13 protein-coding genes and 1 pseudogene are annotated in these 15,674 nt (G+C 73.6%); 3 read left to right on the plus strand and 11 right to left on the minus strand.

Features of this window, described 5'->3' with window-relative positions:
- Positions 1-8 precede the first annotated feature (8 nt).
- Entirely contained in the window at positions 9-1,238 is a 1,230-nt protein-coding gene (locus ACLZN2_RS06440; RefSeq protein ID WP_416977389.1) for a serine hydrolase domain-containing protein, read from the plus strand.
- Positions 1,239-1,289: 51 nt separating this feature from the next.
- Here ACLZN2_RS06440 and ACLZN2_RS06445 read toward each other — a convergent pair whose 3' ends face one another.
- The 4 genes from ACLZN2_RS06445 to ribA all read right to left on the minus strand — a co-directional run bounded on the left by ACLZN2_RS06445 (position 1,290) and on the right by ribA (position 5,504).
- On the minus strand, positions 1,290-2,465 hold the full coding sequence (locus ACLZN2_RS06445) for a saccharopine dehydrogenase family protein (protein ID WP_416977390.1): 1,176 nt from the start codon (positions 2,463-2,465) through the stop codon (positions 1,290-1,292).
- Complete coding sequence (locus ACLZN2_RS06450; protein WP_416977391.1) at positions 2,458-3,540, minus strand: saccharopine dehydrogenase; 1,083 nt, start codon at positions 3,538-3,540, stop codon at positions 2,458-2,460. The genes ACLZN2_RS06445 and ACLZN2_RS06450 overlap by 8 nt, the downstream gene beginning before the upstream one ends.
- Positions 3,537-4,682, minus strand: coding sequence for an NAD(P)/FAD-dependent oxidoreductase (locus ACLZN2_RS06455; protein WP_416977392.1), 1,146 nt, complete (start codon positions 4,680-4,682; stop codon positions 3,537-3,539). Before ACLZN2_RS06455 ends, ACLZN2_RS06450 begins: the two co-directional genes overlap by 4 nt.
- A 162-nt stretch (positions 4,683-4,844) precedes the next feature.
- Positions 4,845-5,504 (minus strand): GTP cyclohydrolase II, encoded by a 660-nt coding sequence (ribA, locus tag ACLZN2_RS06460; protein WP_416977393.1) that lies wholly within the window; start codon positions 5,502-5,504, stop codon positions 4,845-4,847.
- A gap of 38 nt (positions 5,505-5,542) precedes the next feature.
- On the opposite strand from ribA, the gene ACLZN2_RS06465 reads away from it, so the two are divergent.
- On the plus strand, positions 5,543-6,361 hold the full coding sequence (locus ACLZN2_RS06465) for a creatininase family protein (protein ID WP_416977394.1): 819 nt from the start codon (positions 5,543-5,545) through the stop codon (positions 6,359-6,361).
- A 359-nt stretch (positions 6,362-6,720) separates the two neighbouring features.
- Here the strand turns inward: ACLZN2_RS06465 and ACLZN2_RS06470 are convergent.
- The 5 genes and pseudogenes from ACLZN2_RS06470 to ACLZN2_RS06490 form a co-directional block, all read right to left on the minus strand.
- A pseudogene (locus ACLZN2_RS06470) lies at positions 6,721-7,737 on the minus strand (lysylphosphatidylglycerol synthase transmembrane domain-containing protein); the annotation flags it as partial.
- Entirely contained in the window at positions 7,737-8,843 is a 1,107-nt protein-coding gene (locus ACLZN2_RS06475; RefSeq protein ID WP_416977395.1) for a trans-aconitate methyltransferase, read from the minus strand. The pseudogene ACLZN2_RS06470 and the gene ACLZN2_RS06475, both read right to left, overlap by 1 nt.
- Entirely contained in the window at positions 8,840-10,048 is a 1,209-nt protein-coding gene (locus tag ACLZN2_RS06480; RefSeq protein ID WP_416977396.1) for a glycosyltransferase family 4 protein, read from the minus strand. The genes ACLZN2_RS06475 and ACLZN2_RS06480 overlap by 4 nt, the downstream gene beginning before the upstream one ends.
- Positions 10,045-10,443, minus strand: coding sequence for a 6-pyruvoyl trahydropterin synthase family protein (locus tag ACLZN2_RS06485; protein WP_416977397.1), 399 nt, complete (start codon positions 10,441-10,443; stop codon positions 10,045-10,047). The genes ACLZN2_RS06480 and ACLZN2_RS06485 overlap by 4 nt, the downstream gene beginning before the upstream one ends.
- Positions 10,444-10,560: 117 nt before the next feature.
- A complete protein-coding gene (locus tag ACLZN2_RS06490) occupies positions 10,561-11,553 on the minus strand; it encodes a zinc-dependent alcohol dehydrogenase (protein WP_416977398.1) in 993 nt (330 codons plus the stop codon).
- Between the two features lie 120 nt (positions 11,554-11,673).
- On the opposite strand from ACLZN2_RS06490, the gene ACLZN2_RS06495 reads away from it, so the two are divergent.
- The gene (locus tag ACLZN2_RS06495) at positions 11,674-12,432 is read left to right on the plus strand and encodes a CDP-alcohol phosphatidyltransferase family protein (protein WP_416977399.1); all 759 of its coding nucleotides are present in this window, start codon (positions 11,674-11,676) and stop codon (positions 12,430-12,432) included.
- A gap of 202 nt (positions 12,433-12,634) precedes the next feature.
- On the opposite strand, the gene ACLZN2_RS06500 is transcribed toward ACLZN2_RS06495, so the two are convergent.
- Entirely contained in the window at positions 12,635-13,888 is a 1,254-nt protein-coding gene (locus ACLZN2_RS06500) for an MDR family MFS transporter (RefSeq protein ID WP_416977400.1), read from the minus strand.
- Entirely contained in the window at positions 13,888-15,663 is a 1,776-nt protein-coding gene (locus tag ACLZN2_RS06505; RefSeq protein WP_416977401.1) for an ABC transporter permease subunit, read from the minus strand. The genes ACLZN2_RS06500 and ACLZN2_RS06505 overlap by 1 nt, the downstream gene beginning before the upstream one ends.
- Positions 15,664-15,674: the final 11 nt, after the last annotated feature.

Here is a 15,674-nt window from a genome sequence, read left to right on the forward strand (position 1 = left end):
GGAGAACGATGGCACTGCTGCGACAAGAGGTCGACCCGAGCGAGGTCGGACTGGACGCGAAGGCGCTGGACCGCCTCGACCAGCACGTCGCCCACTACGTCGACGAGCGACGGCTGCCCGGTTTCCTCGTGGCGGTCTCCCGGGGCGGCCGGGTCGCGCACCTCACCACGCACGGCCGCCGCGACGTCGCCGCCGGACTGCCCGTCGAGGCCGACACCGTGTACCGGATCTACTCGATGACCAAGCCGGTCACCTCCGTCGCCGCCCTGATACTGATGGAGGAGGGCCGGCTGCGGCTCGACGACCCGGTCGCCGACCACCTCCCGGCTTTCGCAGGCCAGCGGGTGTACGCGGGCGGCTCCGGCAAGGACCTCACCACCCGCCCGGTGGAGCAGCCGCTGCTGGTCAGGCATCTGATGACCCACACCTCGGGCCTGACGTTCGCTTTCTACCACTGTCACCCCGTCGACGCCCTCTACCGCGAGGCCGGCCTGGAGTCGGCGGTGCTGCCCGGCTCGAATCTCGCGGAGACGGTCGAGGCGTACGCGCGGCTGCCGCTGCAGTTCGAGCCGGGCACGCAGTGGAACTACTCGGTGTCCACCAACGTCCTCGGCCGGATCATCGAGGTCGTCTCCGGGCAGCCCCTCGACGAGTTCCTCGCCGAACGGATCTTCCGTCCGCTGGGCATGCCGGACGCCGGCTTCCAGGTCACCGGCGAGCAGGCCGGCCGGCTCGCCGAGCTGTACGGCGACACCGAGGGCGGCGGCATCGAGCCGATCCCGGGTCTGCCGCTGTTCGGCCGCCCCCGGTTCCTGTCGGGAAGCGGCGGTATGGTGGCCACCGCATACGATATCCACCGCTTCAGTGAGCTGCTGCGCCGCCGTGGCGAACTCGACGGTGTCCGTCTGCTGGCCCCGGAGACGGTGGACCTCATGACCCGCAACCACCTCCCCGGCAACGCCGACCTGCGCGCCTTCGGCAGCCGCCCGGCGCACGACGAACCCGGCAACGACGGTGTCGGTTTCGGCCTGGGCCTGTCCGTGGTCGTCGACCCGGACCGCACCCAGGCCCCGGCCGGCCTCGGCACCTACGGCTGGAGCGGTGTCGCCACGACCACCTTCTGGGTCGACCCGCAGCACGACGTGAGCGTGCAGTTCCTGACGCAGGTGCGGCCGAGGAGGTCGCTGAAGCTGTACCCCGACCTCAAGCGACTGGTGCACGAGGCCGTACTCGACTGACCGTCAACCGTCCGGACCATCAGCCGTCCGGACCATCGGCCGTCCGGACCGTCAGCCGCCCCCGCGCAGGGTGAACTCCAGCCCCTCGTCGGCCAGTTCACCGAGCCACCGGGCCGACCGGGCCGCCGTCTCGGCCGCCCGGTTCAGGCCCGACGGGAGCGCGCCTGCCAGGATCTGCCGGACGCCGAGCGCGAGGGTGCGGGAGACGCACCGCGCCATCGCGCTCTCCTCCTCGTCGCCCACCAGGTCCAGCAGGTAACTCCCCGACCAGGACGTGCCGTTGCCCGGCGCCGCGTACGTCGTACCGGACTCCACCTCCAAAGAGACTTCGAGGACGACCCGGTCACGGTCGGTGTCCGTCGTCGGGTAGGTGTCGGCCAACTCCCGGGCCAGGCCAGCGATGCGGGTGTCGTCGCCCGCCTTCAGCTCCTCGAACACCGGCTCCCAGGCCTGCAGCCAGCCGTCCAGGCGCAGGGTGCCGCGCACGAAGTCGACCGGCTTCCAGGCGGGTGGCAGCCCGTACTGCTCGACGAACGGCACGCTGTCCCGGTTGGGGTACACCTCGAAGTGCTCCCCGTCGACGCCATGCCGGCGGGTCGCCTCCCAGGGCCGGGCGGCGACGGTCTCGGCGCCGTCCTCGAGGTAACGGGCGGGCGAGCGAAGGGCGTTGAGGACACCGAGAGGCGCCCAGCTGAAGCGGTAGCGGAAGTCGTTGGGGACGGCCGGAACGCCCCCGCAGTACGAGGTGAGGCGGTACGAGGCCGCCGTGTCCGCGCCGATCACCTCACGGGCGCGGGCGACCAGCGCGTGGGCGAAGAGATGGTCGATGCCCGGGTCGAGCCCGGCCTCCGTGAGGACGACCAGCCCCGTCTTCCCGGCCGCCGGAACCTGCTCCAGCACCGCGTCCGAGACATAGCTGGAGCAGGCGAAGTGGGCGCGCCGGGCGACGCAGGCGGCGAGCAGCGGGGCGTGGTCGGGGGCGGGCAGCATCGACACGACGACGTCACCGGGGGCGAGTTCGGCCGTGAGCGCGTCCAGGGTGTACGCGCGGGGTTCGGCGCGTCCCGTCAGCCCCAGCCGGTCGAGGGCCTCGGCCGCGCGGTCCGTCGTACGGTGCCACAGCCGGACGCCGTCGGTGCGCGCGCACAGGTCGGCGAGGCCGCTGCCCGTGGACAGGCCGGCACCGACCCAGTGGACGGTGCCGCTCGCCAAAACCACCTCAGTCATGTCCGAACTCCCCTTCCTCGGTGTTGACTTCGATGCCGAGTTCACGGCCGGCCTGCCGGAAGCGCTCCAGACAGCGCGTCCACGCGCCGCCCGTGGGGAACTCCAGCAACTGGGGCAGCAGGGCCGCCGAGAAGTCGGTGCTGGACTCGCGCGGCAGCAGTGACGGCAGGTTGTCGATGGCGATCAGATCCAGCGGGGGTTCCTTGCGCAGCGTGCGCACGGGGTCCGTCCACTCCGTGGTGCGGTCGTAGACCGGCAGGACGTTGAGGGGCGAGCCGACGTCGCAGGTGACGTCGGAGAGGGTGCGCAGCCGACGGGCCGGGTCGTCCAGGTCCTCCTCGCGGACGAACGGCGGCACCGGCGTGGTGGCCAACACGCAGTTGACGAGCAGGTCGTGGTCCAGGAGGGCGCGGCGGTCCAGGTCCCGGGTCTCGGCGAGATCCCAGCAGGTGGGGTCGGCGCCGGCCGTGGCGAGGGCGGCGCACGCGCCCCGCCCGCTGCGCCCCAGGGCGCCGACGACGAGGGCGGTGAACTCCTCGTCGCCCGGCCGCGGGCGCAGGGTCTCGTCCAGCTCGTCCTTGTCGGTGGGGCGCAGGGGCGCGGTCAGCCGGCCCCGGTGCCGGAGCACCGCGAGGGCGGCGCCGAGGTAGCCCGCCCAGAAGCCGAACGCGGCGAGCCTGCGGCCCTGTTCGTCGACCAGGTACTCCAGGTCCAGGAGCGCGCCTGACCCGGCGGCGAACCGGCGCAACAGGTCGGCCGCGCCGGGCTGCTGTTTGTAGGCGTGCCCGAAGAAGATATGACGGTGTGTCAACTCGACTGGCTGGTCCGGGAGTTCCTTCAGGCCGAGGACGACCGTCCCGGGCGGCGCCGACACCCAGGAGCCCGCGGGGGCGAGCTGGGCGCCCACCGCCTCGTACTCCTCCACGGGGAAGATCCGCTGCGGGGACTCCTCGACGGTCAGCCGCATCCCGGCCTCGACGAGGCGGCGGGCGTCGTCGGGGACGACCGGGGTGCGCCGTTCGGTGGTGCGGGCCTCGTGGCGCAGCCACAGGTGAGGTGCGGTCTTGCCCGTCATACGCAGTTGACCTCCGGACGCGGGGCGTCGGCCGCGAACCGGCCGGCGCTCAGGGGGGTGACGTCCACGAAGGGTACGCGGCCCAGGTAGAGGTCGCGGACGACCTCGCCGACGGCCGGTCCCTGGAGGAAGCCGTGCCCGGAGAAACCGGTCGCGTACAGAAAACGAGATATCGAATGCGCCTCGCCGATCAGCGCGTTGTGGTCCGGGGTGACCTCGTACAGGCCCGCCCAGCCACCCGTGCGGCGCAGCTCCAGGATGTCGGGGGCGCGGTGTTCCAGGGCGGCGGCGAGCCGGGGGATCCAGCGGTCGTGGGTGTCGGTGGCGAAGCCGGGGCGTTCGTCGGGGTCGGACATGCCGACGAGCAGACCGGGCCCCTCGGAGTGGAAGTAGAGGGTGGTGGTGAAGTCGATCGTCATCGGCAGGTCCGGCGCGAGCCCCGGCACCGCTTCCGTGACGGCGATCTGGCGGCGCAGCGGCTGCACCGGCAGGTCCACGCCCACCATCGCGCCGACCGACCGGGACCAGGCGCCGGCCGCGCAGATCACCGTGTCGGTGGCGATCGGCCCGAGGGTGGTGGTGACGCCGGTGATGGTGTCGCCGCGGGTCTCGATACCGGTGACCGCCGTACGGCGCAGGATGCGCGCACCGCAGCGGCGGGCGGCGGCCGCGTACCCCTGGACGACGGCCTCGGGGGTGCAGTGGCCGTCGTCGCGCGAGAACGCGGCGGCGCGTAAACCGTCGGTGGTGATCAGCGGGGAGAGCCGGCGGGCCTCGGCCGGGTCGATCATGCGGCTGGGCACGCCGAGCGCGTTCTGCAGCGCCACGCCCGCCTCGAAGGAGGCGACCTCCTCGGGGGTGGAGAGCAGGAAGAGGTAGCCGACCCGGTGCAGTCCGATGTCCTGCCCGAACTCCTCGCCGAACCGCCCGAACGCCTCCAGGCTGCGCGCCCCGAGCTGGATGTTCAGCTCGTCGGAGAACTGGGCGCGGACCCCTCCGGCGGCCTTCGAGGTCGAGCCGGCGGCGAGGTCGTCCCGCTCCACCAGCAGGACGTCCCGTACGCCCGCGGCGGCCAGATGGTAGGCGATGCTGGTCCCGATCACTCCACCGCCGATGACGACGACCGAGGCATGCGTGTTCACGCGAGCGGCTCCTTACTGTGCGGCGGCACTGTGCGGCGGCCCCGGCCCGAGTACCGAGGCCGGGGCTGTCACCTGCGGTGACCGTCGTGATCCCTACCCGCCGCACACCACGCGCGATCCCCGCACGCCGTCCCGGCCGGCGGGGCGACGGCCGAGGCGGGCTCAGGACCAGTGCGCCACCGCGTCCAGGTGCGGCAGCCGGTGGTCCATGCGCTCCCGCTTGGTGCGCAGGTAGGTGATGTTGTTCTCGCACGGCTCTATCAGCAGCGGCACCTCCTCGGCGACCTGGATGCCGTTGTCGACGAGCGCCTCGCGCTTGCGCGGATTGTTCGACATCAGCCGCACGGACCGTACGCCCAGATCGCGCAGGATGTCGGCGGCCACCTTGTAGTCGCGGGCGTCCACCGGGAAGCCGAGCGCCACGTTCGCCTCGACGGTGTCCAGGCCCTCCGCCTGCAGGGCCATCGCGCGCAGCTTGCCGAGCAGACCGATGCCGCGCCCCTCGTGACCGCGCAGATAGACGACGATCCCGCTGCCCTCGGCGACGACGGCCCGCAGCGCCGACTCCAACTGGTCGCCGCACTCGCAGTGCTGGGAGCCGAACGCGTCGCCGGTCAGGCACTCCGAGTGCAGCCGGGTCAGCACGTCCTCGCTGCCGATCTCGCCGTACACCAGGGCGACTTGTTCGTCACCGCGGTCGTGGTCGAGGTAGCCCACCGCCTGGAATTTCCCGTACACGGTGGGCAAGGGGGCATTCACCACGCGTTCCACGCCGGTGCGCTGCGCGGTCTTCTTGCCGAGTACGCCAATTTTCTCTGTCATGATCTGATTCCTAAGCGGAGACGAAAGGCCGGGAAAAGATGAGTGGTTCGGAGATAGGGGCGGCGGCGACGGCGGGGGCGGCGCAGGGCCTGGTGCCCGTGGACACCACCGAGGACGTCCGCTCCCGGGGCGCGGGCGTCGCGACGCAGGTCGCGGTCCTGCCGGTCGGCAGCTTCGAACAGCACGGTCCGTACCTGCCGCTGGCCACGGACACCCTGGTCGCCTGCGCCATCGCCCGCGAGATCGCCGGGGCGTACCCGGTGCACCTCCTTCCGCCGGTGACCATCGCCTGCTCGCACGAGCACGCGGCCTGGCCGGGGACCGTCAGCATCTCCTCCGTGACCCTTCACGCGGTGGTACGGGACATCGCGGCGTCGCTGCGCCGCTCGGGCGTCGAGGCCCTGGTGCTGGTCAACGGACACGGCGGGAACTACGTCCTGGGCAACGCGGTCCAGGAGTCCTCCGCCCGCGGTGAGCGGATGGCGCTCTTCCCGGCCCCGGAGGACTGGGAGGCGGCGCGGGAACGGTCCGGGGTGGTGACCTCGCTCCTCACCGACATGCACGCCGGGGAGATCGAGACGTCGATCCTGCTGCACGCCCATCCGGAACTCGTCCGGCCCGGTTACGAGTCCGCCGATTTCACCGCGGACGACCGTCGCCATCTGCTCACGCTGGGAATGTCCGCCTATACCGATTCGGGCGTCATCGGCCGTCCTTCCCTGGGGTCCGCGGAAAAGGGGAAGGAACTCCTGTCGAGCCTGGCGGATTCCTTCGGCGCGTATTTCTCGCTGCTGACTTCGGAGAGGGCCGGAGACCCGGAGAAATCGGGGAGTTCGGGGGACTCCGGGGCCGAGTAGGCCGCCGCGGGCCCGGGGCCGCGCACACCGGCCCCGGTCGCCACACCTACCGCACCGGCCCCGGTCGCCACACCAGCCGCACCGGCCCCGGTCGCCACACTCGCCGCACCGGCCCCGATCGTCCCGGCCGCCTCAGCCACTTCACCGACCTCGGCCGACCGAGTGCCCCCGGCCGCCGCGGCCGCCCCGGCAGTCCCGGTCTCCTCGCCCACCCCGGCCCCGGCCGTCTCGTCGGCCGGGGCCGCCTTCGTCCGGCCGGCGCGTACGGCGGCGTACCACCGTACGACGAGGACGACCGCCCCCGGCAGCGCCGCGACGAAGCTCAGCACGCCGTACACCACCGCCACCGACAGCCCGGTGCTCGCGCCGAGGCCGGCCGCGCCGAACGCCCAGGCGGTGACGCCCTCGCGGGGGCCCCAGCCGCCGACGTTGAGCGGCACGCCCATGGCGAGCAGGGCGAGCATCGCGATCGGCAGCAGGGTCAGGACGGAGACGGCGGAGCCGGCCACCCGGGCGGCCACGACGAACATCGCCACGTACCCGGCGAGCACGACCACCGACGACAGGGCGACCCCGGGCGCGTTGCGCCGGGACAGCAGCGTCTCGCGCACCTCGGCCAGCGTCCGGCCGAGGCGTCCGGCCGGGCGCGGCCGGGAGGAGTTCATGCGCAGGGCGAGGACGACGGCGAGCCCGCCCACCGCGGCCAGCAGCACCAGCGGGGCGAGGCCGCGCACCTCGGCCATGACCGGGGACGGCAGCACCAGCAGGACCGTTACGCCTGCGACGGCCAGCGCGAGCTGTCCCGCCGTGCGCTCCAGCACGACCGCCCGTACACCGCGCCCGACGTCACCGGCGCTCTGCCCGTGCCGCACGGCGCGGTGCACGTCGCCGAGGATCCCGCCGGGCAGGGCCGCGTTCAGGAACAGCGCCCGGTAGTAGTCGGCGACCGCCGCGCCGAGCGGCAGCCGGATCCGCAGCCCGCGGGCCACCAGCGCCCACCGCCAGGCGCTGAACACGGTGGTGACCGCGCCGATCCCGAGCGCGACGAGCAGCGTCGGCACGTCGATCCGGCGCAGCCCGTCCAGGAAGACGCCCGTCCCCATCCGCCACAGCAGCACCGCGAGGATGAGGACTCCGGCGACCGTCCCGAAGTGGGTGCGCAGGGCGCGGGAGGCCAGCAGCCTGCGCCATGGCGACGGCGTGCGGTGCGCCCTCGTCACGATGACGCCGATGCGGGCCGCGGACACGGCGGGCCCGGTGCGCGCCACCGACGGGGCGCGGGGCGGGCGCCGTACGGCCGGCGTGCCCTCGCCCCACACCAAGGGCACCACGGGCGCGGCCGTCCCGGCCCGCGCGCTCACCGTCTCGGCGCTCATCAGACGCGCCCCGTCGGACGGGCCAGGGCGAGCAGGTCGCTGTGGTGGACGGTGACCCGCAGCTCGCCCGCCTGGCAGGCCGCGAGACGGGCCGCCAGGTACGTCTCGGCGCGTTCGGCGAGTGCGGGGCGCTGTTCGACGGCCGCGCCGACCCAGCCGCGCAGCCACTGGGCGGTCAGCGCGGCGTGCTCGGGGCCGAGGCGCCAGGGGCTCGGGTGGACCTTGACGGTGGCGCCGTGGTCGGCGAACGCCTCGCAGGCGACGCCCACCGCGTCCGGGCCGAGCAGTCCGCCGCGCCGCTGGTGGTCGTTGAACGCGGCGGCGAGTTCCTCGTCCAGCGGGTCCGGCGCGGAGAACTCGACCCGTCCGGCGACGGACAGCGTCAGCAGTGCCGGGCAGCCGGCGCCCGCGCAGGCCGCGGCGAGCGTCTCGACCTCCTCGCGGGTGAGGACGTCGAGGAGGGCGGAGGCGGTGACGAGGGAGGCGCCGGTCAGGGCGTCCGGGGTGAGCCGGGCGACGTCGCCGCGCCGGGTCTCCACGGTGACCCGGCTGCCGTCGGCGGCCGCGCGCGGGGAGGCGACGGCCGCGAAGTGCAGCAGGTAGGGGTCGCGGTCGTGCAGGATCCAGTGCTGGCCGCCGTCGATGCGGGGTGCGAGCCAGCGGCCCATCGAGCCGGTGCCGCAGCCGAGGTCGTGCACGGCGAGGCCGCCGCTTCGCCCGTTCGGCAGGTTCGCGAGCCGGATCCGCAGCGGGTCCAGCAGGTCCACGGCCCGCGCCGCCGCGTCCGCGGGCTCGCGCAGCTGCAGCCACTCGGGCGCGTACCGGGGCTGGTCCTCGGGACCGGCCTCCCGCAGCCGTACGGTGGGCCGCTCACCGGGGCGGGTGACGGGGCCCGCGCCCGCTATCACGGCGCCGGTGTCGGCCTCGACGAGAGCCTCACCGACAACCTCACCGACAGCCGCGCCGCCGGTCGCGCCGCCGTCCGTCGACGCCACGGTCTCAGTCACGATGTCCGTCATGGTGGAGGCCTCCTTCGGGCCCGGCTGGGTGGGGATGGCCCCCACGCGCCGCGCCATGTCAGCCGGGGTCGCCGTCGTCTTCCTCATGCCGCCCTCCGGGGTTCGCCGGGAATCCGGCCGAGGACCCCGGCCAGGCTCTGGGCGGTGGACGCCCAGCCGTTCAGGGCCGCCCGGCGGCTGCGCGCGGCCGCCTTCAGCCGGCGCCGTACGTCCGCCTCGCCGAACCAGCCGCGCAGTTCCGCGGCGAGGGCGGCCGGGTTCTCCGGCGGGACGAGGATGCCCGGCATCCCGCCGTCGGGTGCGCGGCCGACGGCCTCGGGCAGCCCGCCGACATCGGTCGCGAGGACCGGGATGCCGCGGGCGAGGGCCTCGGTGACCGCCATGCCGTAGGTCTCGGCGTAGGAGGTGAGGACCATCAGGTCGGCGGAGGCGTACGCGGCGTCGAGCTCGGCGCCCGCCTTCGGTCCGGCGAGCTCCAGCCGGTCCTCGAGGCCGTACTTCCGGATCAGGCCGCGCAGATGGGCGACGTACTCCGGGTCCTGGCCCAGGCCGCCCACGCACACGCAGCTCCACCGCAGGTCGGTGACCGCGGCCAGCGCCTCCACCAGCCGGTGCTGGCCCTTGCGCGGAGTCACGGCGGCCACGCACAGCAGCCGGGAGACCCCGTCGGTGCCGGAGGCGAGGGGCGCGATGTCGGCGCCGGGGGCGGCGCAGTGCACCTTCTCCGGGGCGAGGCCGTGGTGGGAGACGAGCCTGCGCACGGCCCAGTCGCTGGTGGCGATGACCGCGGGCACCGCCCGCAGCACGGCCCGCTCCTTGGCGTCGAGGTCGGCGGCCACGAGCGGCTCCAGGCCGGTCTCGTCGCCGAGCGGGAGGTGGACGAGGACCGCGAGCCGCAGCCGCTCCGCCTCCGGTACGACGATCTCCGGGACGCCGCAGGCCACCAGCCCGTCGAGCAGGACGACCGTGCCGTCGGGGAACTCGGCGAGGGTGCGCGCCAGTTCCGTACGGGCGGCGGTGTCCGGGCGCGGCCAGGAGCCGTTCACCAGATGCTTGTGGACCTGCCAGCCGAAACCGGGAAGGTCCAGGCAGACCCGCCGGTCGTATGCGTTGCCGCCGCTGGGGTTGGCCGTGTCGTGGACGCCGCCGGGCATGACGAAGTGCACGGAGCGCAGGGACATGGGGATGAGGTCACCCGTCTTCCGGGCCGTGGGGGCCGTCGGGGCCTTGGGTGCCGCGGTCTGCGCGGGCACGTACGCGAGCGGGGTCTTCTCCAGGGTCACGTCGGTCACAGCGCACGCTCGTAACTCGCCCAGGCGATGTGCGACTCGTGCAGGGTGACGGAGATCGAGGCGATGCCGCGGGCGCCCTCGCCGAGCGCGCCCTTGTGGATCCGCTCGGCGAGCCGGTCGGCGACGACCTTGGCGAGGAACTCGGTGGAGGTGTTGATCCCGGCGAAGTCGGGCTCGTTGTCCAGGTTGCGGTAGTTGAGCTCGGCGACCACGGCGCCGAGCTCCTGGGTGGCCAGTCCGATGTCGACGACGATGTTGTCGTCGTCCAGCTGCTCGCGGCGGAACGTGGCGTCCACCAGGAACGTCGCTCCGTGCAGGCGCTGCGCGGGTCCGAAGACCTCGCCGCGGAAGCTGTGGGCGATCATGATGTGATCGCGGACGGTGACACTGAACAACGGACGACCCTCCAGGTGCGGCGCGTCTGGCCCCACCGGCCCATTGCTGCCGGGGGATGCCGGGTAGTACGGCTCCTCGCTTCCCCGTGTTCAGCCGTATCTCACTCTTTTCTCAGGTCAGGCGCTCCTGCTGGTCCCGGACGGGTACCTGACGCGGTGACACAGGGCGGGGATCTCGCCGGACGCGAGCCTCGGCATCACCTCCGGCAGCTCCTCGAACGCGCTTTCCCCCGTGACGAGTGCGTCGAGCGCCGGATCGGCCAGCAGGTCGAGGGCGAGCGCGAGCCGGTCGGCGTAGCTGCGGTTCGCGCGGGCCGGGGAGACGGTGCCGACCTGACTGCTGCGGATGACGAGCCGGCGCGAGTGGAACGCCTCACCGAGCGGCAGCGCCACCCTGCGGTCGCCGTACCAGCTCAGTTCGAGGACGGTGCCCTCGGCGGAGAGCAGTTCCAGGGAACGGGTCAGGCCCTGTTCGGTGGCGCTGGCGTGCACGACGAGGTCGCAGCCGCCGAGCGCGTCCTGCGGCAGCGCGAAGCCGACCCCGAGCGCCTCGGCGGTCTTCGCGCGCGCCGGGTCGGCGTCCACCAACTGCACACGCACCCCCGGGAAGCGGGCCAGCAGCGCGGCGACCGAACAGCCGACCATGCCGCCGCCGACCACCGCGATCCGGTCGCCGACCAGGGGCCTGGCGTCCCACAGGGCGTTGACGGCGGTCTCCACGGTGCCGGCCAGCACGGCCCGCCCGGCGGGCACGGAGTCCGGTACGACGGTGACGGCCGCCTCGGGGACGACGTACCGCGTCTGATGCGGATACAGACAGAAGACAGTCCGCCCGACGAGCCGCTCGGGCCCCTCCTCCACCACCCCCACACTGAGGTAGCCGTACTTCACGGGTCCGGGGAAGTCGCCCTCCTGGAACGGCGCCCGCATCGCGGCGTGCTGGCTCTCCGGCACCCCGCCGCGGAAGACGAGTGTCTCCGTGCCACGGCTGACCCCCGAGTACAGCGAGCGGACGACGACCTCGCCCTCCCCCGGCTCCCGCAGGACGACGTCACGCACCTCGCCCCGCCCCGGGGAGTCGATCCAGAACGCGCGTCCGCTGCGGTCCATCGGCATCCTCCTGAACGATCTGCTGAACGATCTGCAACCGGTGCACGTACCGAGGTGTGCACAGGTCGCGCACAGTACGCGGCACTGATCATCTCTGTCACCTGGCCGGAGGAATGTGCGGTGGCCCTGAACAACACTTACGACGCAAGGCTGGTCCAGCAGGAGACCGCTGTGGGAGCGGGCGTTCAGATCCTGTTGCTGGCCCTGCTCGGCTCGGCGATCGGCATGGGGCCGGCGGGCTGGGTCACCGGCCTCGTCTTCGCCGTCGCCACCTGGGCGGTCCTCTCCCGGGCCCTGCACCGCTCCCGGCTGCGCTCCTTCGGCCCCGCCAACCGGGTCACGCTCGGCCGCGCCACCCTCGTCGGCGGTGTGACCGCCCTGGTCGCCGACTCCTTCGAGTCCACGCCTCCGGTGACCCTCCTCGTCGGCCTCACCGCCGTCGCCCTGATCCTCGACGGCGTCGACGGCAAGGTCGCCCGCCGCACCGGCACCTCCACCGCGCTGGGCGCCCGCTTCGACATGGAGGTCGACGCGTTCCTCATCCTCGTCCTGAGCGTGTACGTCTCCATGTCGCTCGGCCCGTGGGTGCTGCTGATCGGCGCCATGCGGTACGTCTTCGTCGCCGCCGCCCGCGTCGCCCCCTGGCTCAACGCCCCGCTCCCGCCCAGCATGGCCCGCAAGACCGTCGCCGCCCTCCAGGGCATCTGCCTCCTGGTCGCGGGCGCCGACCTCCTCCCCTACGCCGGCAACTTCGCCGTCATGCTGCTGGCCCTCGGCTCCCTGCTGTGGTCCTTCGGCCGCGACGTCCTGTGGCTGTACGTCACCTCCCGCACCCGCGCCGAACGCCCGGCGGAGCAGCGGGTGCTGGAACTCGCGTAAACCTGCCCGGGGGTTCACGCCCCCGCCCGCCATCGCCCCCCACGGGAAAGGGCCCGCACCGTCACGGACGGTCCGGGCCCTTCCGTATGGACCGCACGCGCCTGTGGCGTTTATACGGCGGTGTCGACGACGTTTTCACGACGGTGCCGGGCGCTTCTACGACCGTACCGATGGTGCTACTACGACCGTGTCGGCGGCGCTTCTACGACCGTGCCGATGGCGCTTCTACGGCCGTGTCGGCGGCGTTTCCACGACGGTGAGGGCGGTCGCGGCCGGGCAGCAGGGCGATCGCGGCGGCCGGTACCGCGGCGAGCAGCAGCCAGGGCACGGCCGGGGGCAGCCCGGTGTCGAGGAGGGTGCCGGTGGCGGCGCTGCCGAGCAGCACGATCAGCCCGGAGACGGAGGACAGCGCCCCGGTGTAGAGGCCGAGCCGGCCGTCCTCGGCGAGGTCGGGGACCCAGGCGCGGGCGGCGGGCGCGACGAGCATCTGGCCGAGGGTGAGCAGTACGACGAACCCGGCGGCGGGCAGCAGCGCGGCCGTCCCGGTCCGCCCTGCGGGCAGCGCGGCGGCCACCACCGCGAACCCGGCGGCGATCAGCGCCAGCCCGGCCGCCATCGAACAGCGTGTGCTGAGCCGCTCCCCCACCCACCGGGTGACGGGCAGCTGGGCGGTCACCACCAGCAGCGACGAGAGCGCCAACAGCCAGGCCAGCGGAGCCTGCGAACCCGCCGCACGCTCCACCTCGGCGGGCAGGGCGAGATAGAGCTGGTTGTAGGCGAGGAGGTAGGCGCCGTAGGCGCAGCACAGGACGAGGAAGCGGCGGTTACGCAGCAACGGCCCGATCCCGCCCCGCACTTGAACCCGCTCCCGGCCGGAAAGATGCTGCGGCAGCAGCCGAACGTGAGCGGCGAGCACCAGGACGAAGATCCCGGCGCCGACGAGACACACGGTCCGGAAGTCGACCGACAGCAGCAGCGCGCCCAGCAGGGGTCCGACGAACGCCCCGGCCTGTCCGGCAACGGTGAACAGGGCCAGCACCCGGGTCCGCGGACCACCGCCCGCCTCCTCGTGGACGACGGCCTGCCGCGCCACCTCCGACTCGACGGCCGGGGAGAACAGCGCGGCCGCGAACCCGACCAGCAGCACCGCACCGACCACCGCCCAGGCCTGCCCGGCGTACCCGAGCCACACGAACCCGGCGATCCGCAGCACACAGCCGGCCAGGACGACGGGCCGTACCCCGTACCGATCGGCCAAGGCCCCTCCCACCACGAACAGCCCCTGCTGACTGAAGGTCCGCAATCCCAGCACGAACCCGACGAGCCACCCGGCCATCCCGACCGCCCGGCCCAGATGCTCGGCGAGAAAGGGCAGCACCATGAAGAAGCCGATATTGAAGGCGAGTTGGGTGAGAACGAGCAATCGGAGGAGAGGGGAGAGCCGGAGGAGGTTCATCACGCCTCGCCCACTCGCGCACCCGCACCGGCTCGCGCTGTTGCCGTGACCGCGAGGGCACCCAGCAGGGCCAGGACGGCGGCGGGGGCGAGAACGGCCCAGGGGGCGCGTTCGGCGTAGGGCTGGTTCTCGGCGAGCAGCAGCCCCCACTCGGGCGACGGCGGCTGCGCACCGAGCCCGAGGAACCCGAGCGAGGCGAGCGCGAGGGCGACCCCGGGCAGCCGCAGCAGTGCGTGCCGGACCACCGGCGGCAGAACGGCGGGCAGGAGCCCCCTCCGCAGCAGATACCAGCGCCCGGCACCCAGGGCGCGGGTGGCGGTGAGATGCGGGGTGGCCCGCTCCTGCAGCAACAGCGCGGAGGTGTGCGCGGCGAGGGGCGCCCACGCCACGACGGCGACCGCGACCACGGGTGTCGCACCCCCGCCGCCCCACAGCGCGGCGACGAGCAGGGCGGCCAGTACGGGCGGCACGGCGTTGACGGTGTCCACCAGCGGCCCGGACAGCCGGGGCGACAGCCCGAGCAGCACACCGGCGGCCAGGGCGAGCGCGCTGACCGCGAGGGCGAGGAGGAGGGTGTCGAGAGCACCGTGGGCGACGCGGGCGAGCAGGTCCCGGCCGAGGGCGTCGGTACCGAAGGGGTGGGTGGTGGAGGGGGGCTGGAGGCGGGTGGTGGTGTCGAGGGCGAGGGGGTCTCGGGGGAGGCCGAGGGCGATGACGACGAGCAGCAGAAGGCTGTATGCAAGAGGCGAGATCCTGCGGGCGGTCGACTGCCGACCGTTGAACGTACGCAATGACCCGCGGAGTGTATGCAGTGGCCTGTGGAGTGTATGCAGCGCTCCGTCGCGCAGGGCGGTGCCGACGAGCCGTCGTACGGCGAGGCGGGTCGCGGCCGTGGTGACGGCGGCGAGCGCGACGAGGGCGAGCGTGCCGGCCTGTAGGACGGGGAGGTCCTGGGCGAGCGCGGCCTGGAGGGTGGTCCGGCCCAGGCCGGGGATGTCGAAGATCTGTTCCACGGCGACCGCCCCTCCGGTCAGGCCCACGGCGAACAGCCCGAGGTTGGGCAGCAGTCCGGGCAGACAGCGGCGCAGCGCGTGGCGGGCGATGGTCCGGCCGGGCAGTCCGCGTGCGGTGGCGGCCGCGGCCCAGGGTTCGGTGAAGGCGGCGGGCAGTTGGTCGTCGAGGAGGCGTCCGAGGACGGCGCCGGCGGGGAGGCCGAGGGCGAGCGCCGGCAGGACGGTCCACTGCGGCCCGTACCAGCCGAGCGCGGGCAGCCAGCCGAGCCGTACGCCGACGACGGTGGCGAGGACGGACGCGGTGAGGAACTCGGGGAGTGCGGCGAGGGCGGCGGAGACCGAGCCGCCCGGGGTCCGTCCGTGCAGTCGGCGCCGGGCCCCTAGGCAGAGGGTGCGGGCGCACACGGCGGCGGCCGTGCAGCAGGCGACGACGAGGGACACGGTCATCAGCGGCAGGGACGCGCCCAGTGCCTGCGTGACGGCGGGGGCGACCTCGGCTCCGGAGATCCAGGACCGTCCGGCGTCCCCGCGCGACAGCCCGCCGAGCCACCGTCCAAGAAGGACCAAAGGGCCTTCCTCCAGGCCGAGTTGGGTGCGGACGGCAGCCAGAGCCTCGGGGTCGGGGTCGCGTTCGGCGGAGCGGGCCCTGAGGACGGTGAGCGCCGGGTCGGTGTGCGAGAGCCAGGGCAGCAGTCCGATGCCGCACACCGGCGCCGCGGCCACTCCGGCACGCCACAGCAGCGTGCCCACCCGGCCTCCCACCCTGTTTCCCA

Source organism: Streptomyces sp. T028 (assembly GCF_048159505.1).
GTDB lineage: Bacteria > Actinomycetota > Actinomycetes > Streptomycetales > Streptomycetaceae > Streptomyces.